Origin of the sequence: Catenuloplanes atrovinosus, from assembly GCF_031458235.1 — a bacterium.
Taxonomy (GTDB): domain Bacteria; phylum Actinomycetota; class Actinomycetes; order Mycobacteriales; family Micromonosporaceae; genus Catenuloplanes; species Catenuloplanes atrovinosus.
This window is the reverse complement of record NZ_JAVDYB010000001.1, coordinates 827,748-851,903: the sequence shown is the minus strand read 5'-3', so window position 1 is coordinate 851,903 and position 24,156 is coordinate 827,748. Positions and strand designations below refer to the sequence as shown.

Below are 24,156 nucleotides of genomic sequence, written 5' to 3'. Positions count from 1 at the left end.
TCACGCCGGCGGCAACACGACCCCGTCCGGGTTCGTGGCAAGTTCGAGCAGGAAACGAGACGTCGACATCGGATACGCCACGTGGTGGCGGAGTGTCGCGTCGAGCGCGACCACCGGCCATTCGTAGGGATCGTCCGTGATCCTCGCCCAGGCGAGATAACCGCCTCCGTCCAGACGACCCCAAGGGATCAGGCCACCGCGCTCGGGGTGGACCGTCCCGAGGGGGCCGCCGCCTTGCTTCCGTTCCGCCGCGACACGTTTGCTGAGTGCCTTGCCCACGGTGAAGAAGTCGTTGTCAGACCCGTCGGGTGCACAAAGTCGAGCGGGTCCTACGGTTACCACGCCGAGGGTGGCGACGATGTCGCAGTAGCCTCCGGGTAGCGTTCGCCCCGCGCGCTCCAGGAATGCATACTCGTCGAACCCGGCCACTGGTACGGCTTCGACCAGCGGAGCCAGTTCACGAGCCGGAATCTCACTCAAAATCCTGGGCGTGTAAGGCTGCAGCCGCTCAATCCAGTACTGCGGGTCAGGCTTGCGCACCGGGCGGTCTGGAACCGGTTCGAATCCTCGCAGTGGCGTGAATTCCGGCGGCTGCACCTCCGCCGCAATATAGTCCAGCTCTTCGATAACGGGGGGATCGGTCACCACTGCGTTGAGGAACGCCGCTGTCGGCAGTTCGACAACTGGCCACGGCTCGCCACCGCCGCTGCAAATAATGGTCGGCCAGGCGTCCGGATCCGCCCCATCCGCCCGCCAGCAGAAGACGTAATCAAAACCGACTATCGCCCACGGGATCAGCCCGCCGGCCGCCGGATACACCCGATAGCTCTCGGGTTGATCCTCCGCCCAATCTGCAACGATCGCCGCATAACCGGTGATCTCCGTGCGGAATTCACTCGGATCGACGAATGCCGCGGGGTGCAGAATCTTGACGAATGTTTGAAATTCGCCAGGCGGAAAAGCCTCTACCAGAGCTTTGTACTCACCGGGTAGAGCGATACCGAGTTCTTCAACAGGACCGCGCCAATCGATCACTCGCGGGACGGACGACCAACCAACCGCTTGACGCAGCGCTTCGACGTTGTCACTCATACGTTCTCGATTCTGATGAACACGGTTCCGCGCTTGCTGGCGGCAACGATGTTCACAAACGTGGGCACCGGATGATTGAGAGGATCGTTATTAAGGAATTCGGGCTCCACTCGATAATAGACAGTGTCACCACTCCTGACCCACTGGCGCACCACTTGTTCAGTGCCGTGCCACATCGCGCTGTTGTTGACCTTGTCCTGGTAGAGAGCGACGACGTTCCTGCCGTCCGTGCCGCTCCCACCGAGCTCTCTGGCGATCAAGTGCCCTCGCGCCATGCCGGCTCCGGTAACGAACCCACGAGGCTTGAACGTGGCCCGGCTTCCCCCCGGCGGGATCTTCCCGTTCTCATAACAAGCCTCGGCACCAGAGGCGACGCCGGCCTTCATCGGCGAGTAATTGATCCAAGATCCCGCGCCCCCGTTCTGATTCAGGCAACGGTTGCGCTGCTGGTCGTAAGCCGCCACGTTGGGATCATTTCGCCCGTCGGTCGCCACGATCCGGTGATTGTTGTAATGAACGCGGCCGGCCAGGTCTATGAACTCCTGCACCAGCGGCGTGGTCGGGAGGATAACCGTGTTGGTGACCTCAGTCGCCCGCGAGGTGAGGTCGGGACCGGGGTCGACGCGGGTGGTGCCGGGGCGGTCGGCGGGGATCACGGGGATCCGGGGCTTGACCTGCGTACCCGGGGGTGGCGGCGGGTTCCTGATCAGGAGCGGCGGAATCCACGGCGGGGGCGGTGGAGGCGGTGCCGGCAGGTAGCCGCCGATGCCGACGCCCCCACCTCCGGAGGCCCCGGGCCCCCCGGAGCCGCCGGCGCCACCGAAGCCGGTGGCCCCGATCTGGAACAGGGCGGCGATCCAGAACGCGATGCCCTGGAGAGGACCGTAGCCGGGACCCGAGCCGGTCCCGTTCCCGGTCCCGGGCGCGGTGCCGCTACCCGGTTTGGTACCGGCGCCGGCCCCCTTCCGGCACTCGACGAACCAGGTGTAGCCGGCGGCACACCAGTTCTTGGGGTTGCAGATGGACATGCCGGAGTCGTGCTCCGCTCCACCGGGGGTGCGGCACGTGCCGCCGGCGGGCGCGGCGTCCTCGAAGAGGATCTCCCACATGACCGTCGGGATGGCGGTCCAGGGGAGCTTGCGGCTGACGCCTCGGTACTGACGCGGCAGGATGTCGCCCGGTTTACGAATCGTCCCGCTCGGTGCGGACGTCGGCAGGCGCTCCTCCGAGTCGGGATATATCGTCGGAGTCCGCGGCGACGCGAGCACGGTACGGTTGCCGATCTCGCCGATGAGGACCGCGTGCCCGCTCGGGTCGGTGTTGCCGATCGGGTCGCCGTTGCCGTAGGCGTAGCGGTTGGCGTTGCCGTCGGTGTCGGGCGCGTTGGTGACGCTGTCCCGGCTGAGGAAGGTGCCGGACTCGGGGTTGTACCAGCGCGCGGCCATATTGACCGAGCCGGTGGACGTGTCGGTCCACCCGCCCTGGTAGCCGAGGGCCGGCGTCTCCCCGGTGGCCGCGATGACCTTGCCGAACGGGTCGTAGGTGCGCGTGTCGGTGGCGCTGGCCGAGAGGTACCGGCCGGTGACGTCGTCGTGCTGGTCCGTGTAGAGCATGCGCCCGGTCGCCGCGGTCACGGCCCTGTCGGAGAACGGCTCGCCGAGGCTGTCCCGGCTGACCACCCGGGTGCCGTCGGAGACCAGTTGGTTGCCCGTCCCGTCGTAGGTGAGACCGGCGAGCCCGCTGCGGGTGGAGAGGCGGTCCAGACCGTCGTAGCCGTAGGTGACCGAGCCGTCGGTGATCAGCCGTTCGAAGGCGTCGTAACCGAGGTCGCGGACGCCGCCGGTGCCGTTCTTCGGCGTGACGGTGTCGAGGGTGCCGCGCGGCGTGTACGTGTACGTGCTCGTGCCGTCGTCGACGAGCTGGTTCTGGGCGTTGTAGACCGCTGTCGCCGTACCCGCGCCGGTCCGGTTGCCCGCGTCGTCGAACGTGTACGTGGTCGTCGCGCCACCGGCGCTCCACGTCGACAGCCGGTTCGCGCCGTCGTAGGTGTACGTGTTCGCCGTGCTCCCCGCCGGCTGGTACGTCTTCTTGCCGGTGACGTTGTCGTCCCGGTCGTACCCGTAGTCGGTGCCGAGAAGGACTCGCGCGGGCAACCCGACGTTGATCGTCTGCTGCACCTGGTCCGTGGCGAGCCGGTTCAGCGCGTCGTAGGTGAGGACCCGCCTGACCGACTTGCTGGCCGCCCGGTCGGTGACCGAGCCGAGGCGGCCGGCCGAGTCGTAGGCGTAGTCGACGGTCCGCGCGGTGATCGGGTCGGTGAAGGACTCGGGCCGGCCCGCGCTGTCGTAGGTGAAGGTCGCGGTGCCGGCCGCGTCGGTGCGCATCGTCAGGTCGCCGTCGCCGGACCAGCCGTAGACGCTGTGGCCGCTCGCGCCGCCGGTCTCGACCAGGCTGCCCCGGTCGTTGTAGCGGAACGTGGTGTCGCCGGCGGCACCGGAGATCCGCACCACCCGGCCGTCGGCGTCGTAGTCGAACCGGCGGTCCGCGGTCGCCTGCTCGGCACCGGTTCCGCGCTCCACCGTGGGGCGCCCCTGGGCGTCGTACTCCTGGGTACGGACGACGCCGCCGGGCAGGCGGACGGTGACCGCCTGGCCCGCCGCGTCGTAGTCGACGGTCCAGGTGCGCTGCGCGGGGTCCGGGGTGCTCGGCGTGGCCGGCTCGACCGTCGACTCGGTCAGGCCCCAGACGTTGTACGTGTACCCGGTGACGTTCTTGTTCCCGTCGACGTACCGGGTCAGCCTCCCGGCGATGTCGTAGCCGGTCTCGACGCGAAGGGTCCGGCCGCCGCCGGCGACGGTGTTCTGGGCGGTGACCCGGTCGGCGAGGTCGTACTCGAAGGTGTCCCGCCGCCCTTCCCCGCTGACCGAGGAGAGCACGTTGCCGTTCGGGTCGAGTTCGGTGCTGGTGGTCCGCAGCACCGTCTCGCCGCGGCGCTGCTCGGCCGCGACCGCCCGGCCGGCCAGGTCGAAGGTGGTGGCGATGGTGAGCCCGGTCGGGTCGATGCGCGACCGGACCCGGCCGGCGATGTCGTAGTCGATGGTGGAGGTGAGGCCCGCGGGGTCGGTCGTCGAGACGACCTCGCCGGCACCGTTGTACGCGATCCGGGTGGTCCGCCCCTGCGGGCTGGTGACGCGGACCGGGCGGCCGCGGTCGTCGTACTCCGTGGAGGTGATCAGGTAGGAGACCGGCCCGGGCTCCCGCTCGACCGTGGTGGTGGTGACGGCCCGTCCGAGATCGTCGTAGGTGGTCAGCGTCTGGGCGCCACCGGGCGTGGTGACCGACAGCGGCTCACCCACCCGGTTGTACCGGTACGTGGTCGTGGACGGCTGATCACCGACCGGCGGCGCCTTCTCGGTGAGCAGGTTGCCGTGCGGGTCGTAGTCCGCCTCGGCGACGCCCTTCAGCGGGTCGGTGGTCTTGGCGAGGTTGCCCACCTCGTCGTACTCCAGGCTGGTCACCGGGAGGATGGTGATCCGGCCGGGAGGCGCGTACGCGGGCTTGGTGATGGTGCGCAGCCGGCCGTCGACGTCGTACGTGCTCCTCGTGACCGCACCGGCCGGGTCGCGGGCCTCGGTCGGCTCGCCGAACGTGTTGTACCCGGTGGTCTCGGTCGGCCGGACGTTGGTCGCCTTGACGCCGTTGGTCCAGGTGTCGACCGGCGCGCCCGTGGTCTTCGTCAGGGCACCGGTGGCGTCGTACTCGAATTCGGTGATGGCCAGGCGGGCGTTGCGCTTGCTCCGCGGCAGGCCACGTTCGTCGTAGGTGACCGCGCTGGTCAGCGTGCCGCCGTCGGCGAGCGCGATCTCGGCGGTGGTGACCTGGTTGTCCGGCCCGTAGTCGCTGCGGACCGTCTCGGTGCGGCCGGGCTGCGCCGCGCCGGTGACGTCGGCGCGGGCCGGGTTGCCGTCCGCGTCGCGCTGGTAGGTGACGGTGCGCTTCAGCCCGTCCGGGTCGACCGTCTCCTGTGCGACGTAGCCGGCGGCGTCGTAGGTGTAGGCGGTCGTGACCCCGTTCGTGGTGCGCCGGGTCGGGTTGCCCGCCGGGTCGTAGGTGACCTGCTCCAGCATGATGTCCCGGGTGCGGCCGTCCGCGCCGGTGAAGGCGGGTCGGTACGACGAGGCGAGCAGCCCGTCGTCGTAGTAGGTGTACCGGGTGACGCGACCGGCCGCGTCGGTGTGCTGGGCCAGTCGGCCGGCCGGGTCGTAACCGCGCCACTCCAGCGTGAGCGCGGTGGCCTTCGGATCCTGCGGGTCGACGCCCGGGCCCTCGGCGGTGCTGGTCAGCAGCCGCATCTGGTCGTCGTAGAGGTCCGACCAGCGGATGCCGGCGGCGTCGGCGGTGGTGGTCTTGAGCCCGTCGGCCGAGTACTCGGTCCGCGTGACGGCGCCGCCCGGCGCGGTGGTCTGGACGATCCGGTCGTGGGCGTCGTAGGCGTAGGACGTGGTGCGGGCCGGGTCACCGCCGGAGGCGGCCGGGGTCGCGTCGGACTCCGTCACCGACAGCGTGTTGCCGTTGCCGTCGTAGGTGTAGGTGGTCACCTTCTGGTGGGTGACGCCGGTGATCGGGTTGCGCACCGCCGGGCCGGTCTCGGTCTTGACGTTTCCGCCGGGCGTGTACGTGACGGCGCGGCTGGAGAGCATCGCCCCGCCGTCGTTGCGCTCGGTCACGGTCGCGACCCGGCCGAGGTCGTCATAGGTGTACGAGGTGCGCAGTCCGCGCGGCGACGTCTGGACGCTCAGGTCGCCGGTGGCGCGGTAGGTGTACGTGGTCGACTGCCCGCGCCGGCCGACGTGTTGCAGCAGCGACCCGGCCGGAACGGTGCCGCCGCCTTCCGCCGCCTCGGTGCCCCTGGCGTACGTCCAGATCTCGGTGGGCGCGGTGGTGACCCCCGCGGGCTTCGGCGAGACCGTCTTCGTCAGCCGGCCGGCCTCGTCGTACTCGAGGGTGGTGCGGTAGGTCGTGTCGGCCGGCCCGCTGGAGCGCGCGTCGGACCGCGAGGTGACCTTGTCGTTGCGCGGATCCAGCGGGTTCGCGGCGTTCAGGTGGTAGGTCGAGTAACTGGTGTTGCACGCGCCGGCGGCCCGGCAGGTCTGCGTGGACAACACATTGCCGCGTGCGTCGGTGGTGTACGAGACCGAATGGTTGTTCGGGTCGGTGACCTTGGCGAGGAAGCCGGCGGCGTTGTAGTCGTAGAAAGTTCCGGCGCCGTCGTGCTTGACCGACATGATCCGACCGCCGTTGTCGTAGTCGACCTGGTAGGTCCAGTCGGGGTACGGCCCGTGCAGCGTGATGACGCCGATGCCGCCGTTGGGCGTAGGGGCGTCGAGCGTCCAGGCACGTCCCCAGCTGTCGGTCAGCGTACGGACCCGGTCGGCGACGTTGTCGTACCCGACCGTGGCGTAACGGCGGCCGTCCTGTGGAAGGACGACGCCGGTGAGGACGTCGGTGCCGGTGGCGGCCGCGTAGTGTCCGGCGATCGCGAGCGCGCTGAGCGCGTTGGTGTAGATCGCGACCTCGTCGATGGCCCCGTCGAAGTGGAAGGCCTCGCCGTTGGTGGCCGGCCAGTCCTTGCCGTGCCCGGCACCGATCGCGTACTGGATCTGCTGGTCGTGGTCGATCAGCCCGGTGGCGACCTTCTTCTGCGCGACGCCGTCCACATAGAGCGTCTGGGTGCCGATCGAGGCGGAGAGGACGGCGTGGTGCCACCGCCCGTCGTTGACGGCGGCGTCGCTGACGGCCTGGCGGGGACCGTCGGGACGGGGCACGGAGAAGCCGCCGTACAGCAGCCCGTCGACGCCGACGTAGAGCACGGGCGTCGACGCGGTGGCGGCGGCCGGGTACGGCTGCCCGCTCTGCGAACTCAGCAGCGTGCCGGACTCGGTCGTCTTGAACCACAGCTCGACCGCGGCCGACATGGAGGCGCTGGCCAGCTTGGCGGGCAGGGCGACGCGGCTGCTGACGCCGTCGAACACGGCCGCGCGGTCCGTGCTGCCGCCGATCGCGCCGTCGGCGTTCAGCACCACACCGGTGTACGTGCCCGCGTCGTTCCCGGGTGAGCGGGCGGACACGCTGGCGGCGGTCGGCCCGGAGGTCTCGCCGAGACGCCAGTACGCACGCGGGCTGTCGTTCAGGATCGCGGTGCGGTAGTGGTTGCCCGAGGTGTACTCGTACCTGGTGCAGTTGGGGGCCGGATCGGGCCCGCAGACCGAGGTGAGCCGGTCACCGTCGTAGCCGTACGTCCACATCGGACCGTCGTTGGCGCGCACGCCGGTGACGTGGCCGCCGGACCAGTTCAGGGTCAGGCGCCGCCCGCTGACGTTGTTGACGATCTCGACGGCCCGATCGTCCGGACCGTAGCGCAGCGTCTCGGTGAGCCCGTCCTGGTCGATCAGCGTGACCAGGCGCCCCAGCGCGTCGAACACCCACCGGTCGCCGCTGGCGTCGCGCAGCGTCCAGGTGGCGGTCACAGAGTCGCGGACCAGGGTGAGCGCCTGGCCTTGCGGCGGCGCGTAGGAGCCGTCGGGATTGCGGCCGAAGCGCACCTGCCGGCCGGTCGGCAACGTGATGACGACGCTGGCACCGGTGGCCGCGCCGGCGATCCGGTCCTCGGTCAGCCGGGTGTCGATCCGCGACGACCACCCGGTGCCGAACGCGTTGTCCCGCCTCGGGTCCAGACTGTTGTACGTACGGGTGATCGTCAGGTCCGGCCCGACCGTGGCGACGGATGCGTCGGTGGCCACGGTGGAGTAGTTGCCGATCCCGGGATCGACGCCGGGTGCCTGCACGCTGTGCGGGTTGCCCGCGAGGTTCGACGTGATCGCCGGCTGCGGCACCCGGGTGGTGAGCATGAGCGGGCCCGCGTACGGACCGGCGCCGATGGTGTCGTGCGCGCGAACCCACCAGTAGTAGGTGCTCGACCACTTCAGAGCCGGGGTGGTCCAGGTCTGGCCGGTGAAGCCGGACGTCACGCAGTCGGTGGGCTTCTCCGGCGTCCCGGAGCAGAGCTTGAAGTCGTACGTGAGCTTCGCGCCGGCGGGCCAGTTGTCCGGATCGGTGCCCTCGGCGTACAGCGTGGGGGTGATGGTCTCGACGGTGCCGCCGGAGCCGGGCTGCTGGTAGTTCGAGGCCGGCAGCACGTTGCTCACCTTGATCGGGAACGTGCCGACCGGCACGCCGTAGGCGGTGTGGAACGCGGTGCCGGCCGCGTTGTACATCTGGATCTCGACCGTGTAGTCGCCGGGGCTGACGGCCGGCAGCGGCACCTTGATCGTGCCCGCGGCCATCGGCGCGATCGCCACGGACGGCGCGATCTTCGCTCCCGTGGCGACGGTGGTGGCACCTCGCTTGATGACGGCGCCGAGCTTGAAGCCGCCGCCCGCCGCCCACGTGCTACCGCCCTGATTGGTCACCGTGACGGTGGCCTCGCCCGCGGTGGCGTTGGTGGGAAGCAGCACCTCGTCCACCGCATAGGACGCACCCTCGTCCGAGTAGGTGATGCTCAGCTGTGGCGGGTTCGCGCTCTCCGCGGCCGCGAAGCGCTTGAACTGCGAGTTCGCCTTCTCGTTGGGGACGCGCAGGCTGAGGCCGTGGAAGGGGCGGCCGTGCGTCCAGCCGGTCGCGTCGTCCGCGTTCAGCGCCAGTGACTCCCAGTCGGCGCCGCATGTCGCGGAGCCGCCCTGGTGCGCGAACGAACGGGTCTCGTAGGCGCGGTTGACGGACGCGCCGGGCCAGCGCAGCGACGACGGCGACCACGGCTCGCCCACCCGGTAGACCGTGACCGGCGTCGGCGTGCACGATGCCGACCAGGTGTTGTAGACCGTGAGGGCGGCGCCGTTGACGTACTTGTTCCGCAGCGCCGTGGACAGCCCGCCGAAGTTGAGGTACGCGCGACCGATGTGCGCGCCACCGTCCTGCGTGCCGACCTGCAGATCGAGCGAGCCGGACAGGTCACCGGCGTCCTTCATCACGAACGTGTCGCCGTCCGTCCTGATCGCCGTGGAGGCGGCGATCAGCGCGGTCGTCGTGCCGTCGGCGTTGCTGAACAGCCGGATCCCGTCACCGGTCTCGGCCACCAGTTCGCTGGTCGCCGCGTCGTAGCCGCGCACCGGCGCCGGCTTTTCGGTGACCTCGGGCCGGACGCGCTGCGGAACCACGGTCGTGGGCCGCTCGGTCCTCGGCACGGTCAGCCGGTCGGGAACGGCACCCTGCGGCCGTGCGGTGGACCGGCCGGCCACCCGCAGCGTCGAGTCGGTGGCGCCGGTGGGCAGGACATGCTCGCCGTCGGCCGGGGCGCGACCCGCGAGCGGCTCCGGTGCGGTGTCGGAGGCACCCGCCGGACGGCCGGGGCGCGGCTCCTCCGCGGGGAAGGCGAGGGCGGGCGGGACCTGCAGGCCCTGTCCCAGCAGCAGTCCGGCCAGTGCGCACGCGAGAACGCGACGCCATGCGATCACAGCTGTCTCCCCGTTGGCTCTCGGCGACGCAGGAGCAATCCGACCCGCCGGCCGACACATTCGCGATCGGTAATCGATCCCCTGCGACGCGTGACACTAGCAGGATGATCAACTAAGAGCCATAGCTCGCGCGCCTTCTTCACATGAACATCGGCGCGTCGTCCACATCGGACGTCCGCATTGCCCGGATGGACCATCATGAGTGCGTGAATGGGCTCGAACAGCGGATCTGGGAGGCGTTCCCGACGGGTACGCCGGTCACGGCGGATCGGGACGGGGAGCGGGAGGTGCGTGGCGAGGTTCTGACCCGGCTGTTGCTCGGTGCGCAGCCGCCGGCCCCGGGGGCGAGGGCCTCGCTGCGGTTGCACGGAGCGGTGATCATCGGGGAGTTCGCGCTCCGGTTCGCGCAGGTGGACGCGCCGATTCTGCTGGAGGACTGCGAGTTCGAGCGGCGACCGGTGATCAACTGGGCGCGGCTGGGGTTCACCAGCTTCGCCCGGTCCACGATGCCGGGGCTGCACGCGTCGAACGTGACCGTGGAGGGGCATCTCAAGCTGAACGAGGCGCGGGTCGACGGGGAGCTGCGCATGCCCGGCGCCCGGATCAGCGGTGGGCTGGTGCTGGACCGGGCCCGGATCCGGTCGGCCGGGGTCGCGGTGCAGGCGGAGCGGATCATCATCGGCGGTGACCTGGCGGCCGGGCGCGCGGACATCGAAGGTCTGGTCATCGTGTCGCAGGGGCGGATCTCCGGTGACGTGGACCTGGATCGCGCCCGGTGCGTGGCGCCGGCCGAGCCCGAGACGGTCGGTGAGCCGCACGCGCTGCTGGCCGGGGACCGGGGCGTGATCGGCGCGGACAGCCTGGTCGTGGAGGGCGGGTTCTTCGCCCGGGGCGCGACGTTCGACGGCGAGCTGCGGATGTGGCACAGCCGGATCAGCGGCGCGGTCAGCCTCACGGACAGCACGCTGACGAACCCGGGCCGGGTCGCGATGCGGCTGGACTCGGCGACGCTGGACGGCGGGCTGTTCATCGGGCACGACTTCTCCGCGACCGGGGAGATCCGGGCCGTGTACGCGCAGATCAGCCGCACGTTCGCGCTGCGCGGCGCGCGGCTGTCGAACCCGGGCGGGTCCGCGCTGCGGGCCGCGTCGATGACGTTGCAGGGCACGCTCGACGCGCGCGGGAGCCACCTGGACGGGCTGGTCCACCTGGACGACTCGGTGCTGAACGGGCCGGCCAGCTTCGTCGGCGCCACGCTGACGAACCCGGGCGGGGTCGCGCTCGCGATGAACGGCGTGGCCGCGTCCAGCACGGTGAACCTGTGCGACGGGTTCTCGGCGGTCGGGCAGGTGCAGCTCTCCGGCAGCCGGATCGGGAGCGTGCTCTGCCTCGACCTGGCCACGCTGACCGCCTCCCCCGATCCGGCGGACACCCGGCGGAACGCGGCGTTCGCGCTGCGGCTGTGGCGGACGCAGGTCCCGGAGCTGCGGCTGCGCATCACGTCGGTGACCGGGCCGGTGGACCTGCGGCACGCCCGGGTCGGCCTGCTGCGCGACGATCCGGCGAGCTGGCCGGAGGCGCTGCACCTGACCGGGCTCACCTACGAGACGCTGGAGCCGCCGGCCACCGAGACGGACCGGCGGGCATGGCTGGCGCGGGACCCGGCCAAGGGGCAGCGGCAGCCGTACGAGCAGCTCGCGGCCGTGCTCCGGGCGCAGGGGGACGACGACGCCGCCCGATCCGTGCTGCTCACCCGGCAGCGGGCGCACACCCGGTCCGCGGGCTGGGCGTCCCGGGCCTGGGGTGTGCTGCAGGACGTCACGGTCGGCTACGGCTACCGCCCGATGCTGGCCGCGCTGTGGCTGGTGGTGCTGCTCGGGGCCGGTACGGCCGCGTACTCGGCGCACCCGCCCCGCGCGGCCGAGCCGGGCAAGGCGCCGGAGTTCCACGCCGTGGTCTACACGCTCGACGTGCTGCTGCCGCTGGTGGACTTCGGCCAGCAGTCCGCGTTCGTGCCGGCCGGCCGCTACCTGTGGCTGTCCTACCTGCTGATCGCGGCCGGCTGGATTCTGGCCACCACGATCGCCGCCGCGCTCACCCGGTCCCTGCGCCGGACGTGAGAGCGGGCCCTGAACCCGGCACCCCGACGGAAACCGAGGGCTCACGGGAGGGCACCCGATCGATTCGTCAGCCCGGACGGGGCGCCGCCGAATGAACAAGTGCACGCGGAAAACACACACCGACCGAGAGGTTCACATCTTGCGCAAGTTCGTTCGCCAGGCCGCCCTCGCCGTTCTCGCTCCCGCCGCCGCTCTCGGCATGACGCTCGTCGCCCCGGCGGCCTCCGCGTCCGCCGCCACCGCGACGACCACGCTCGAGTCGCAGGTCGTGTCCCTGACGAACGAGGCCCGCGTCAAGGCCGGCTGCAAGAAGCTGACCGTGAACGCGTCGCTGGCCAAGGCCGCGCGGGACTTCAGCGCGGACATGGCGGCCAAGAACTACTTCAGCCACACCGGCGCGGACGGCAGCAACTTCACCCAGCGCGCCAAGCGGGCCGGTTTCGCCAAGACGGCCATGGGCGAGAACATCGCGTGGGGCTACAAGGACGCGCAGGGCGTCGTCCGGGGCTGGCTGAACAGCCCGGGCCACCGCAAGAACATCATGAACTGCAAGTCGACGCTGATCGGCGTCGGCGCCGCCCGCAACGCCAAGGGCGTCCTGTACTGGACCCAGGAGTTCGGCAAGTAGAAGACGTGAGAGGCCCGGGGCGAATGAGAGCCGCCCCGGGCCTTTCCGCATGCCACGACGAAACCGGCAGGAAGGCCGCCCGCGGCCGACCGGTGCCCGCGGGAGCATGCGGACCACAACCAGGCCGGAAGCGGGAAAATCGCCTATGAATGCCTAGGCTTCGCTCGGCTCCGGGAAGCCGTAGCGGGCCGCGTGCTCCGGGTTCGCCGGGTCGATCAGGCGGATGCCCTCGGCCGCCAGCCGCTCGTTGATCTTGTCGAGGTTCTCGCGGACCAGCTCCGCCTCCTCCTCCGTGGTCCGGCCCCGGTGCGGCTTGCCGGCGTGCTCCATGGTCGCGTAGTCGACCTTGTCCGCCGGGGCCTTGCGGGCCTGCTTCGGCGGCTTGACCCGCTCCGCGGTCCTGAGCACCTCGGCCATCGGCGTGCCGGTGGCGAGCGCGTCGAACTCGCTGGCGTTGAGCGTGACCCGGCGCGCCTCGCCGTCGCCGTGCGCGTCGAAGACGTCGACCACCACCACGTCCAGCGCGGCGTCGTCGATGCTCTCCACCTCCGCGGGGAGCGCCTCCAGCTGCACCGGCCCGGTCATCAGGTCGGGGTGCTCGAGCACGACGATGCGAACCACCTCGGCGTCGTCGCCGATGACGGCGCCGCTGAAGTCGGACACGTGGACGGTCTTCTTACCCATGGGGTGAGCTGCTCCTTCATTCGGCCGCGTGGAACACGACCCTGAGAACCTACCCGACAGGCGTACGAAACTCAGAAGTGCCGCTCCGCCAGCCGCCGGCGCTGCTTCTCCGAGATGCCGCCCCACAGCCGCAGCCGGGCCACGCCACCGTCCGGGTAGACGTCCAGCCGCACGTGCGTGACCTTGGGCGCGTCGCTGACCGGGAACCGGTGCCGGGTGTCCGGTTGCGCGCGGGTGCGCGGCAGCAGCTCCACCCAGTCGCCGGGCGAGTCCAGCGACCGCGCGTCCGGGATGCCGCGCAGCCGGAACTCGCCGGGCGCGTTGCCCTTGAAGTGCGAGGTGTCGATCTCGGCGAGCTGGACGCGGCCGGGCACGCCGAGCCGGACCAGCACCCAGTCGTTGCCGTCGTCGCGGCGCCGCGAGGTCTCCCAGCCCTCGCCCATCGAGCGGGCCAGGCCGGGGAGCAGCATCTTCGGCGCGGAACCGTAGAACATGTTGCTGCACGCGGTGACCGTGCCGCCGTTCTCGGCCGCGGCCAGGTCGAAGACCTCCGGGAGCAGCGCCGGGTCGGGTACGGCCTCGCCGTGCACGCGCAGCCGGGCCACGCCGCCGTCCGGATAGATCCGCAGCCGCACGTGCGTGTAGACGCGCTCGTCGCCGCGGGTCTCGAAGGTGTTCCGCGCGTCGCCCTTGAGCGCGGCGCGGGCCAGGACCGGCGTCCAGTCCGCGCGCAGCAGCTCGTCCGGGGACGGATGACCGGGCATGCGGCACGCCTCGACGGACGCGGCCGGCGGGAAGTTGCCGGTGAAGAAGGCGGTGTCGATCACCACGCCGTGGATCACGCCGGGCGCGCCCAGCCGGACGATCGCGACGTCGTGGTCGTCGCCGGTGCCGCGCGGCCGGCGGCGGCGCGTCTCCCAGCCGTCGTAGACCTGGCCCCGCGCGCCGAAGCTCTGCGGCGTGAACGTGGGCGCGTGGTCGTTGATCAGGTCGGCCGCGAACGCGAAGAACTCGTCGCTGGCGTAGACGACGCCGCCGCCGAGCGCGCGGGCGGCCAGGTCGGTCAGCTGCGTGACGTCGGTCATCGGGTCCCCCGGGTGAGCAGCCGGCCGGCCGGCTCGCCGACCGTGGGCGCGCCGCGCAGCCAGCTGCCGAGCACCACCCCGGTCAAGACCCTGTCGTGGTACGGCGAGACGGGATTGCGGTGCTGGAGGCGCGCGACGTCGACGCGCTGGGTGCTGTCCGGGTCGAAGACGACCAGGTCCGCGTCCGCGCCGGCGGCGAGCCGGCCCTTGGCGTCCAGCCCGGCCAGCGACGCCGGGTTGGCGGCCATCCAGCGCACCACGTCGCTCAGCGAGTGACCGCGCTGCCGCGCCTGGGTCCAGATGATCGGCAGGCCGAGCTGCAGCGACGCGATGCCGCCCCAGGCCGCGGCGAAGTCGCCGGTGTCCGCCCGCTTCAGCTCCGGCGTGCACGGGGAGTGATCCGAGACGATCAGGTCGATCACGCCGTCCGCCAGCGCGGCCCAGAGCGCGTCCCGGTTCGCCGCGTCCCGGATCGGCGGGCAGCACTTGAACTGGGTGGCGCCGTCCGGCACCTCCTCCGCGGTCAGCGCCAGGTAGTGCGGGCAGGTCTCGGCCGTGATCCGTACCCCCTCGGCCCTGGCCGCGGCGATCAGCGGCACCGCCTCGGACGAGGAGAGGTGCAGGATGTGCGCGCGGGCGCCGGTCCGCCGGGCGGCCGCGATGACCCGGGCTATCGCGGTGTTCTCCGCGCTGCGCGGCCGGGACGCGACGAAGTCGGCGTAGCTGGCCGAGGACGCGTGGTCACCGACCTCGTCCGGGTCCTCCGCGTGGACCAGGAACAGCGCGTCCACCTCCCGGAACGCCTCGCTCAGCTCGCCGGGGGTCAGCGGCGGGAACTCCGGCACGCCGGAGTCGATCAGGAACGCCTTGAAGCCGAACACGCCCGCGTCGTGCAGCGGGCGCAGGACGGCGCGGTTGCCGGGCACGGCGCCGCCCCAGAAGCCGACGTCCACCCGGACCTGCCCGGCCGCGGCCTTCCGCTTGATCTCCAGCGCGTCGGCCGTGGTGGTCGGGGGCAGCGAGTTCAGCGGCATGTCGATGATCGTGGTGACGCCGCCGGCCGCGGCGGCCCGGGTCGCGCTGGCGAAGCCCTCCCACTCGGTCCGGCCGGGCTCGTTGACGTGCACGTGCGTGTCCACCAGACCGGGCAGCAGCGCGAGCCGGCCCAGGTCCTCCTCGCGCTCCGCGCGCAGCGGCGCGTCGTAGCCGGCGACCTCCGCGATCCTGCCGTCCCGTACCGCGATCGCGGCGGGGCGCTCACCGTCCGGGGTGATCGCCCGCTGGGATCGGACGACCAGGTCGAAATCCGTCACATCCGCCTCCTTGTTACCGAGGTGGTTCCGGACCGGGATCGGCGCTGATCACAGGTCGGTTCTGGCGTTCTGGCCCGGCCCGCTCACAGGGCGGCGAGCCGGTCCGCGGTGAAGTCTCCCAGCTCATCCTGGTCGAGCGCACCACAGCGCAGGCCGCGGAGCAGGAACCCGGCGAGCGCGCGGGCGGTGGCCGGCTCGTCCAGGATGCCGGTGTCGCGGCGATCCAGGTAGGCGGCGAGCCGGTCGCGGGCCGCGGCGGCGCCGTCCCGGAAGAACGCGTAGGTGGCGGCGTACCGGGTGGGCAGCTGCGCCGGGTGCAGGTCCCAGCCCTGGTAGAAGCCGCGTTCCAGGGAGCGCCGGACCAGCCGGGCGTGCAGCGCCCACGCGTCCGCGACCTCGGCGTCCGTGCCGACCGGCAGGATGTTGGTGGAGCCGTCGGAGAGCCGCACGCCGGTGCCCGCCGCCGCGACCTGCATCACCGCCTTCGCGTGGTCCGCGGCCGGGTGCTCCATGCTCTGGTAGGCGGCGCCGATGCCGCAGGCGGCGCTGTAGTCGTAGGTGCCGTAGTGCAGGCCGGTGCACCGGCCTGCCGCCGCGGTGATCATCCGGGCGACCGTGGCGGTGCCGTCCGCGCCGAGGATCGCGGGCGGCGTCTCGATCTGGATCTCGAAGCGCAGGCGCTCGGCGGGAATCCCGTAGGCCGACTCCAGCCGCCCGCACACGGTCTCGAACGCGGCCACCTGCGCCGGGTCGCTCACCTTGGGCAGCGTGATCACGAAGTGCTCCGGCAGGCCCGCGTTCAGGAGCACGTCCAAGAAGCCGTCGAGGGTACGGACCGAGCGCCGCCGGGTGTGCGCCTCCATCGACTTCACCCGGATGCCCACGAACGGCGGCACCACCTCCGCGCCGACCAGCGCCTTGGCGGCGGCCTCCACGGCCGCGTCCTCCTCGTCGTCCGCGCGGATGCCGTACCCGTCCTCGAAGTCGATCCGCAGGTCCTCGATCGGCTCGCGGGCGAGCTTGGCCGTCACCCGCGCGTGCAGCCCGGCCGGGTACGGCAGCGCGGGCGCGCGCTCCAGCGCCCGGCGCGCGGCGGCACCCCACTCCGGAACCAGCCCGGCGTGCACCCGGTCCGCCGGGACGTAGACCGTGTGCACCGGCTGACGGTCACCGGCGTCGCCCGGATAGCGGCGACTCAGCTCGCGGTCCACCGGGGCGAGCAGCGCGTCCAGTTCCGGGAGGAGGCCCGGGTCCAGCCGTCCCATCCGCGATCAGTCGATCAGCTCGTAGGCGGGCACGGTCAGGAAGTCGGCGAAGTCGTCCGCCAGCGCGACGCGCTCGAAGAGCGTCCGGGCGTCGTCGAAGCGGCTCGCCTTGTAGCCCTCGTCGCCGAGCTGCCCGCGGATCTCCGCCAGCACCTCGTCCTCCAGCCGGTGCACCAGCTCGGCCGTGATCGGGGTGCCCTCCTCGGTCCGTACCCCCTGGTGGATCCACTGCCAGACCTGGGAGCGGGAGATCTCCGCGGTGGCCGCGTCCTCCATCAGGTTGTGGATGCCGACCGCGCCGTTGCCGCGCAGCCACGCCTCCAGGTAGCGCAGCGCCACCTCCACGTTGCCGCGCACGCCCGCGTCCGTCACGCTGCCCGGCGTCGCCGCGATGTTCAGCAGGTCGTCCGCGGTGACGGAGACGTCCGGGCGCTGCTTGCCGAGCTGGTTGGCGCCGTTACCGAGCGCGGCGTCGAAGATCTCCCGGCACACCGGCACCAGGTCCGGGTGCGCCACCCACGAGCCGTCGAAGCCGTCCCGGGCCTCGCGCTCCTTGTCGTCCCGCACCTTGCCGATCGCGACCGCGTTGACCTCCGGGTCGCGGCGGCTCGGGATGAACGCGGCCATCCCGCCCATCGCGAACGCGCCGCGCCGGTGGCAGGTGGCGACCAGCAGCTCCGTGTACGCCCGCATGAACGGCGCGGTCATGGTCACGGCGGCGCGGTCCGGCAGCACGAACGACTCACCGGCGTCGCGGAAGTATTTGATGATGCTGAACAGGTAGTCCCAGCGGCCCGCGTTCAGCCCGGCCGCGTGGTCGCGCAGCTCGTGCAGGATCTCGTCCATCTCGAACGCGGCCGGGATCGTCTCGATCAGCACGGTGGCGCGGATCGTGCCGCGCGGGACGCCCAGGTGGTCCTGCGCGTGGATGAACACGTCGTTCCAGAGCCGCGCCTCCAGGTGCGACTCCATCTTCGGCAGGTAGAAGTACGGCCCGGAGCCGCGCTCGATCAGCTCCTGCGCGTTGTGGAAGAAGTACAGCCCGAAGTCGACCAGCGCGCCCACGCCCGGGGTGCCGTCCTCCCGGGGCAGATGGCGCTCGTCCAGGTGCCAGCCGCGCGGCCGGACCACGATCGTCGGGTACGGACCGGGGCCCAGCTCGTAATGCTTGCCCTCCGGCGAGTCGAACGAGATCGTCCGGCGCACCGCCTCGTACAGGTTGACCTGCCCGCCGATCACGTTCGCCCAGTGCGGCGTGTTCGCGTCCTCCAGGTCGGCCAGCCACACCTTCGCGCCCGAGTTCAGCGCGTTGATCGTCATCTTGCGCTCGGTCGGCCCGGTGATCTCCACACGGCGGTCCACCAGGTCGGCCGGCGCGGCCGGCACCGTCCACGCGCCCTCGCGCACGTCCACGGTCTCCGGCAGGAAGTCCAGCCGGCCGGTGCGCGCCACCTCGGCCCGGCGCAGCGCGCGCAGCGCCAGCAGTTCGTCCCGCCGCGCCGCGAACTGCCGGTGCAGGTCCGCGACGAACTCCCTGGCTTCGGGCGTAAGGATCTCGGTCATGGTCCCTCCACTGTGGGTCCGGCTCAACGGTATACCGAAATGATCACCGCGAGGAGCGCCACGACGACGGCCGCGACCGCGAACGCCACCAGCAGGTGCCGGGCGTCCGCGCTCGGCCGGGCCTCGGGCGGCAGATCGCCCACCACCTGGCCCAGGTCACCGTGGGTGCGGGCGGCGAGGACCGCGTCCACCCGGGTCGAGAACTCGTCCAGGGACAGGCGTCCGGCCGCGGTGTGCCGCTCGAGGTCGGCGACCACGCGCTGCCGGTCCGCGTCCGATGCGCGTAGCCGGGGGTCGTTCACGCGCACAGACTACGCAACATTCCGGCTCCCGGAACCCGTCTTCTTCGATGTACCCTCAGCCAACTCTCCCCGGCCTTGGAGGCTCCCGTGACCAACTCCCCCGGCGGGCTGCTGATCATCGAGCGGCTGCTGCGCGACCGGGACGGCGTGTGGCGACAGATCATCGACGAGCGGGACCTCGGCGCGATCAGCCTCCAGATGCTCGCCAGCTCCTCGCTCAGCTTCGCGCTCTACGGCGTCGTGCTCGGCGCCTCGCACAGCTGGGTCCAGGCGATCTCCTCGTTCGTGAAGCTGCCGCTGCTGTTCCTCGCCACGCTCGCGATCTGCCTCCCCACGCTGTACCTCTTCAACCTGGTCTTCGGCGCCCGGCTGTCGGTCATGCAGGCGGTCACGCTGATCATGGTGCCGATCACGGTCACCGCGGTGCTCACGCTGGCCTTCGCGCCGATCAGCCTGTTCTTCCTGATCACGTCGAACAGCTACTCGTTCTTCAAGCTGCTCAACGTGGCGATCCTGGTGCTGACCGCGGTGGTCGGGCTGCGCTTCCTGACCGCGGGCATGGCCGCGTTCAACGAGCACCAGGTCAAGCTGGCGCTGGTCGCCGCCGCGATCGAGCGGGAGAAGCGGGAGCCGGCCGAGGTTCCGGCGAAGGAGCCGGCGCTGGTCGGCGCGGCCAACGGCGCGTCCGCGGGCCCGGCCGGCGACGGCCTGCTGCCGGGCGGCTGGGAGCCGTCCCGCCCGCAGGCCCGCGCCGTGCACGAGCTTCCCGCCGGGCAGCGGCCGGCCAGCATGACGCTGCTCTACATCTGGATCGCGCTGTTCGGCTTCGTCGGCACCCAGCTGGCGTGGACGCTGCGCCCGTTCTTCGGCAGCCCGTCCGAGCCGTTCGCGGTCTTCCGGGACGTGGACGGCACGTTCTACGCCGACATCATCACCACGATCGGCCGGCTGATCGTCGGCCAGTGATTCTTTCCGCGGATCAGTGAGCCGTTTCGCGTTCCTCTCCGTATCTACCCGCGACGGGGTGGGACGAACCGTGGAGGCGCAGATGGCAACGCTCGGGCGAGACGACACGGACTCGCAGAGCTGGCGACGTCCGGCCCCCTACGGCGGTTACGACCACGAGCCGGCCGGGCGGGCGGGCCGCCGCCGGGCCCCCGAGCAGGACGCGTACGAGCCGCCGGTCCCGACCGGCGGCTCGTCGTTCACGGCGTACCGCACCGGCGGCTATCCGGCGTACCAGCCCGACGGCTCCGATCCGTACGCCGGGTTCTCCGGCGCGTCCGGTCCCGCGGCGTCCTACAGCACCCCGGTCACCTCCTGGGAGGCTCCCCCGGACCCGTGGGCGTCCGTCGGCACCCCCGCCTACGAGCAGCCGCCGCGCCCCACCCGCCGTCAGGATCGTCCGGACCGGGAGCCGCGGCGCGGGCCCCGGTTCGTGCTGGCCGGCACGCTCATCGTGGCGGTCGCCGCCGGTGCCGGGACCGCGGGCGCCTGGTACGGCGCGAACCGCGCCGGCGTGGTCAGCCAGACCGGCAGCTCCGCCGGCACCCAGCTGGTCGGCGCGGACGGCGAGCTGACCAGCACGGCCGAGCAGGTGCTGACCGGCGTCGTGTCGATCGAGGTCCGCACGGACGACGGCGCCTCCTCCGGCTCCGGTTTCGTCATCGACGACGCGCAGCACATCATCACGAACAACCACGTGGTCGAGGGGGCGAACAGCGTCACCGTCAGCGGCCAGGACGGCGAGTCCATCGACGCGGACGTGATCGGCACCGACCCGCGTACCGACATCGCGGTCCTGCGCATCACGCCCTCCGAGGCGCTGGAGCCACTGCCGATCGGCAAGTCCAGCACGCTGCGGGTCGGCGAGACCGTCCTCGCGGTCGGCGCCCCGCTCGGCCTCACCGGCAGCGTCACCTCCGGCATCGTCAGCGCCGTCGACCGCCGCGTCCGCCTCGGCGGCGAGGGCGCCACCCGCCAGACCGCGGTCCAGACCGACGCCTCCATCAACCCGGGCAACTCCGGCGGGCCCCTGGTCAACTCCGCGGGCGAGGTGATCGGCGTGAACACGGCGATCGCCACGCTGGAGGGCGGCGGCTCGATCGGCATCGGCTTCGCCATCCCGATCGAGCGCGCCTCCGAGGTCGCCCAGTCCCTCATCGCCGCCGAGAGCTGACAAGCCTTTCGTTTCCCGCTTCCGGCGTGGCCGATTCCCGCATGCTCCCGCGGGCACCGGTCGTCGCTGGCGCTCCTCCCTGCCGGTTCCGCGGTGGGTTCCGCACACCCGCCGGACCGGCCGGCCGGGCGCGGTGGTCGTGCGGCGGGGTGGGTCGGGCTGGACTACGGTCGGGGGGTGACCGACTTCCGGCGGCGGATTCCGCGGACCGATCTGGCGCTCGCGGACCCGCGGCTGGTGAGCGCCGCCGCGCGGCTGGGGCGGGGGCCGGTGAAGGCCGCGGTGGTGGCGGCGCAGCAGCGGGCGCGCGGCGGGGAGATCGCGCCGGAGGACGTGGTCGCGGCGGCGGTGGCGGCGCTGCCGGACGCCGGCATGCGGCCCGTGATCAACGCGACCGGCGTCATCGTGCACACGAACCTGGGGCGCGCGCCGCTGTCGGCCGCCGCGGTGGACGCGGTGGTGGACGCGGCCGGGTACACGGACGTGGAGCTCGACCTGGCGGACGGCCGGCGGGCACGGCGCGGGCGGACCGCGATGGCGGCACTCGCCGCGGCGGTGCCGGGCGCCGGTGGCGTGCACGTGGTCAACAACGGCGCCGCCGCGCTGGTGCTGGCCGCGACCGCGCTGGCCGCCGGGCGGGAGATCGTGGTCAGCCGCGGCGAGATGGTCGAGATCGGCGACGGGTTCCGGCTGCCGGATCTGCTGGTCAGCACCGGTGCGCGGCTGCGCGAGGTGGGGACCACCAATCGGACCACCCGGGCCGACTACGCGGGCGCGATCGGGCCGGACACCGGGTTCGTCCTCAAGGTGCATCCGTCGAACTTCGTGGTGTCCGGGTTCACCTCCGCCGTACCCGTTGATGATCTGGCCGGTCTGGGGACTCCGGTGGTGGTGGACATCGGGTCCGGGCTGCTGGCACCGCATCCGGTGCTGCCGGACGAGCCGGACGCGGCGTCCGCGCTGGCCGCCGGCGCCATGCTGGTGACCGCGAGCGGTGACAAGCTGCTCGGCGGGCCGCAGGCGGGGCTGCTGCTCGGCGACGCGGACATCGTGGAGCGGCTGCGGCGGCATCCGCTGGCGCGCGCGCTGCGGGTGGACAAGCTGACGCTGGCCGCGCTGGAGGCGACACTGCGCGGCGGGACCGCGCCGGTGCCGGCCGCGCTGGACGAGGACCCGGAGGCGCTGCGGGCGCGCGCGGAGGCGCTGGCCGCGGGACTGCGCGCGGACGGGATCGACGCGGTCCCGGCCGCGACCGACGCGGTCGTGGGCGGCGGTGGCGCGCCGGGGCGCACGCTGCCGTCGTGGGCGGTGTCGCTGCCCGAGGCTTACGCGCGGCGGCTGCGGCTCGGCGACCCGGCCGTGCTCGGACGGGTGGAGCGCGGGCGGCTGCTGCTGGACCTGCGCTGCGTACCGGCGGACCGCGATCGGGAGCTGCACGCGGCATGCACGTCATAGCGACCGCCGGGCACGTGGACCACGGCAAGTCCACGCTGGTCCGCGCGCTGACCGGGATGGAACCGGACCGGTGGGCCGAGGAGCGCCGCCGTGGCATGACCATCGACCTCGGGTTCGCCTGGACCGGGCTGCCGTCCGGCGAGACCGTGGCGTTCGTGGACGTACCCGGCCACGAACGCTTCGTGCCGAACATGCTGGCCGGCATCGGCCCGGTTCCGGCCGCGATGCTGGTGGTGGCCGCGGACGGCGGATGGATGCCGCAGTCGGAGGAGCACCTGGCCGCGCTGGACGCGCTCGGCGTCCGGCACGGGCTGCTCTGCGTGACCCGCGCTGACCTGGCGCCGCCCGGCCAGGTGCTGGCCGCGGCGCGGGAGCGGATCGCCCGGTCCACGCTCGGCGACGTACCGGCGGTGGCGGTGAGCGCGGTGACCGGCGACGGGCTGCCGGAGCTGCGCCGGGCGCTGGACGACCTGGTCACGTCGCTGCCCGCGCCGGACGACACCGCGCCGGTACGGCTCTGGGTCGACCGCGTCTTCACGGTACGCGGCGCCGGCACCGTGGTCACCGGCACGCTCGGCGCCGGGCGGCTGCGCGTCGGCGACGAACTTGAGCTGGACGGCCGCCCGGTCCGGGTCCGCGGGCTCCAGTCGCTCGGCGAGACCGCCGAGCGGATCGGCCCGGTCGCGCGTGTCGCCGTCAACCTGCGCGGCACCGACCGGGACGCGGCCGGACGCGGCACGGTGCTGCTCACGCCCGGCGCGTACGCCGCCACCGACGAGCTCGACCTGCGCCTCGACGGCGTACCCGCCGCGGACCTGCCACCGACCGTCACCGTCCACGTCGGCTCCGCCGCCGTGGTGGCCCGCGTCCGCCCGCTCGGCGCGGACACGCTCCGGCTCCGGCTCGCCCGCCCGCTGCCGCTCCGCCTCGGCGACCGGATGCTGCTGCGCGACCCCGGCCGCGCCGGCCCCCGAATCCTGGGCGGCGCGACCATCCTGGACGTGGCCCCGCCCGCGCTCGGCCGGCGCGGCGCCGGTGCGGCCCGCGGCGCCGTGCTGGCCACCATGACCGGCGTGCCGGACGAGCACGACGAGCTGCGCCGCCGCGGCCTCATCCGGCGCGGCGACCTGCTCCGGATGGGCGTGCCGGTCACGGTCACCCCGGTCAGCGGCGACTGGCTGGCCGACCCCGCACACTGGTCCGCGCTGCGCGCCCGGCTGGTGGACGCGGCCACCACGTACGCGAAGGAACACCCGCTGGAGCCCGGCGCCCCCGCCGAGGCGCTGCGCCACCGCCTCGGCCTGCCGGACATCGCGCTGGTGGAGGCGCTGGTCACTCCCCCGCTGTCCTACCGCGACGGCCGCGTGGTCACCGCCACCGCGTCCGCCGTGCCACCCGCGCTGGCCCGCATGGTCGCCGCCGTCCGCGACGACCTGCGCGACACCCCGTTCGCCGCCCCCGAGGCCGCCCGCCTGGCCGACCTCGGCCTCGGCCGCCGCGAGGCCGCCGCCGCCGTCCGCGCCGGCCTGCTCCTCCGCGTGGCCGACGGCGTCTTCCTGCTCCCGGGCGCACCCGAGGAGGCGGCCCGGCGGCTCGCCACGCTCGGCCACCCGTTCACGGTCAGCGAGGCCCGCCAGACCCTCGGCTGCTCCCGCCGCGTGGCCGTCCCGCTGCTCGAACTGCTCGACCGCACCGGCCTCACCCGCCGCCTGCCGGACAACACCCGCGAACTCACGTGAGCGAAGGCGGACGGGAATCGAACCCGCCTGACCGAGATCCTCGGTCACACCGATTTTGAAGATCGGGGAGGGCACCAGCCACTCGATCGCCTTCCCGGGCAGCCTAGCAAGGTGCGTGGGAGAGTCGACGGCATGAGTGAGCTTGCGAACGAATCATCAGCGCAGCGCCGACCACCACGCAACCGCACCACAGCCGGGAGCCCGGCATGAGTGAGCTTGCG

The 24,156-nt window shown here is 72.4% G+C and carries 14 protein-coding genes and 1 tRNA gene; 6 read left to right on the top strand and 9 right to left on the bottom strand.

The features are described from left to right. Together J2S41_RS03780 and J2S41_RS03775 are read right to left on the bottom strand one after the other, a co-directional pair. Positions 1–1,092 carry a hypothetical protein gene (locus J2S41_RS03780; protein WP_310363085.1) on the bottom strand — a complete coding sequence of 364 codons (1,092 nt, stop codon included), beginning with the start codon at positions 1,090–1,092 and terminating at the stop codon, positions 1–3. Beyond that, complete coding sequence (locus J2S41_RS03775; protein WP_310363082.1) at positions 1,089–9,602, bottom strand: RHS repeat-associated core domain-containing protein; 8,514 nt, start codon at positions 9,600–9,602, stop codon at positions 1,089–1,091. Before J2S41_RS03775 ends, J2S41_RS03780 begins: the two co-directional genes overlap by 4 nt. Before the next feature lie 206 nt (positions 9,603–9,808). Between J2S41_RS03775 and J2S41_RS03770 the strand changes: the two genes are divergently transcribed. Further along, a complete protein-coding gene (locus J2S41_RS03770; protein ID WP_310363079.1) occupies positions 9,809–11,722 on the top strand; it encodes a hypothetical protein in 1,914 nt (637 codons plus the stop codon). Between the two features lie 139 nt (positions 11,723–11,861). Next, on the top strand, positions 11,862–12,350 hold the full coding sequence (locus J2S41_RS03765) for a CAP domain-containing protein (RefSeq protein WP_310363076.1): 489 nt from the start codon (positions 11,862–11,864) through the stop codon (positions 12,348–12,350). Positions 12,351–12,503: 153 nt separating this feature from the next. Here J2S41_RS03765 and J2S41_RS03760 read toward each other — a convergent pair whose 3' ends face one another. From J2S41_RS03760 to J2S41_RS03735, 6 genes are all read right to left on the bottom strand, one after another. Next, positions 12,504–13,034: a hypothetical protein gene (locus tag J2S41_RS03760; protein WP_310363073.1), complete on the bottom strand. Its 531-nt coding sequence runs from the start codon at positions 13,032–13,034 to the stop codon at positions 12,504–12,506. Positions 13,035–13,105: 71 nt separating this feature from the next. Then, positions 13,106–14,119, bottom strand: a complete 1,014-nt coding sequence (gene alc / locus J2S41_RS03755; RefSeq protein ID WP_310363070.1) for an allantoicase — start codon at positions 14,117–14,119, stop codon at positions 13,106–13,108. Then, a complete protein-coding gene (allB, locus tag J2S41_RS03750; RefSeq protein WP_310363067.1) occupies positions 14,116–15,432 on the bottom strand; it encodes an allantoinase AllB in 1,317 nt (438 codons plus the stop codon). Before allB ends, alc begins: the two co-directional genes overlap by 4 nt. A gap of 83 nt (positions 15,433–15,515) precedes the next feature. Next, positions 15,516–16,697 (bottom strand): DUF6986 family protein, encoded by a 1,182-nt coding sequence (locus J2S41_RS03745; protein WP_310363064.1) that lies wholly within the window; start codon positions 16,695–16,697, stop codon positions 15,516–15,518. Positions 16,698–16,703: 6 nt separating this feature from the next. Beyond that, on the bottom strand, positions 16,704–18,260 hold the full coding sequence (gene aceB, locus J2S41_RS03740) for a malate synthase A (protein ID WP_310363061.1): 1,557 nt from the start codon (positions 18,258–18,260) through the stop codon (positions 16,704–16,706). Between the two features lie 23 nt (positions 18,261–18,283). After that, positions 18,284–18,562, bottom strand: a complete 279-nt coding sequence (locus J2S41_RS03735; RefSeq protein ID WP_310363059.1) for a DUF1707 SHOCT-like domain-containing protein — start codon at positions 18,560–18,562, stop codon at positions 18,284–18,286. An 87-nt stretch (positions 18,563–18,649) separates the two neighbouring features. On the opposite strand from J2S41_RS03735, the gene J2S41_RS03730 reads away from it, so the two are divergent. The 4 genes from J2S41_RS03730 to selB all read left to right on the top strand — a co-directional run bounded on the left by J2S41_RS03730 (position 18,650) and on the right by selB (position 23,935). After that, on the top strand, positions 18,650–19,528 hold the full coding sequence (locus tag J2S41_RS03730; protein WP_310363056.1) for a hypothetical protein: 879 nt from the start codon (positions 18,650–18,652) through the stop codon (positions 19,526–19,528). Between the two features lie 82 nt (positions 19,529–19,610). Then, positions 19,611–20,741: a S1C family serine protease gene (locus J2S41_RS03725; RefSeq protein ID WP_310363053.1), complete on the top strand. Its 1,131-nt coding sequence runs from the start codon at positions 19,611–19,613 to the stop codon at positions 20,739–20,741. 177 nt (positions 20,742–20,918) lie between these two features. Then, a complete protein-coding gene (selA, locus tag J2S41_RS03720) occupies positions 20,919–22,196 on the top strand; it encodes an L-seryl-tRNA(Sec) selenium transferase (protein WP_310363048.1) in 1,278 nt (425 codons plus the stop codon). Further along, on the top strand, positions 22,184–23,935 hold the full coding sequence (gene selB, locus J2S41_RS03715) for a selenocysteine-specific translation elongation factor (RefSeq protein ID WP_310363044.1): 1,752 nt from the start codon (positions 22,184–22,186) through the stop codon (positions 23,933–23,935). The genes selA and selB overlap by 13 nt, the downstream gene beginning before the upstream one ends. Here the strand turns inward: selB and J2S41_RS03710 are convergent. Then, a tRNA-Sec gene (locus J2S41_RS03710) sits at positions 23,936–24,029 on the bottom strand. Positions 24,030–24,156: the final 127 nt, after the last annotated feature.

Bases quoted from the DNA above. Each gene is read 5' to 3' on its own strand.
- selB (WP_310363044.1), top strand. From the start codon at position 22,184: ATGCACGTCATAGCGACCGCCGGGCACGTGGACCACGGCAAGTCCACG.
- aceB (WP_310363061.1), bottom strand. From the start codon at position 18,260: ATGACCGAGATCCTTACGCCCGAAGCCAGGGAGTTCGTCGCGGACCTG.
- J2S41_RS03760 (WP_310363073.1), bottom strand. From the start codon at position 13,034: ATGGGTAAGAAGACCGTCCACGTGTCCGACTTCAGCGGCGCCGTCATC.
- J2S41_RS03745 (WP_310363064.1), bottom strand. From the start codon at position 16,697: ATGGGACGGCTGGACCCGGGCCTCCTCCCGGAACTGGACGCGCTGCTC.
- J2S41_RS03780 (WP_310363085.1), bottom strand. From the start codon at position 1,092: ATGAGTGACAACGTCGAAGCGCTGCGTCAAGCGGTTGGTTGGTCGTCC.
- J2S41_RS03725 (WP_310363053.1), top strand. From the start codon at position 19,611: ATGGCAACGCTCGGGCGAGACGACACGGACTCGCAGAGCTGGCGACGT.
- alc (WP_310363070.1), bottom strand. From the start codon at position 14,119: ATGACCGACGTCACGCAGCTGACCGACCTGGCCGCCCGCGCGCTCGGC.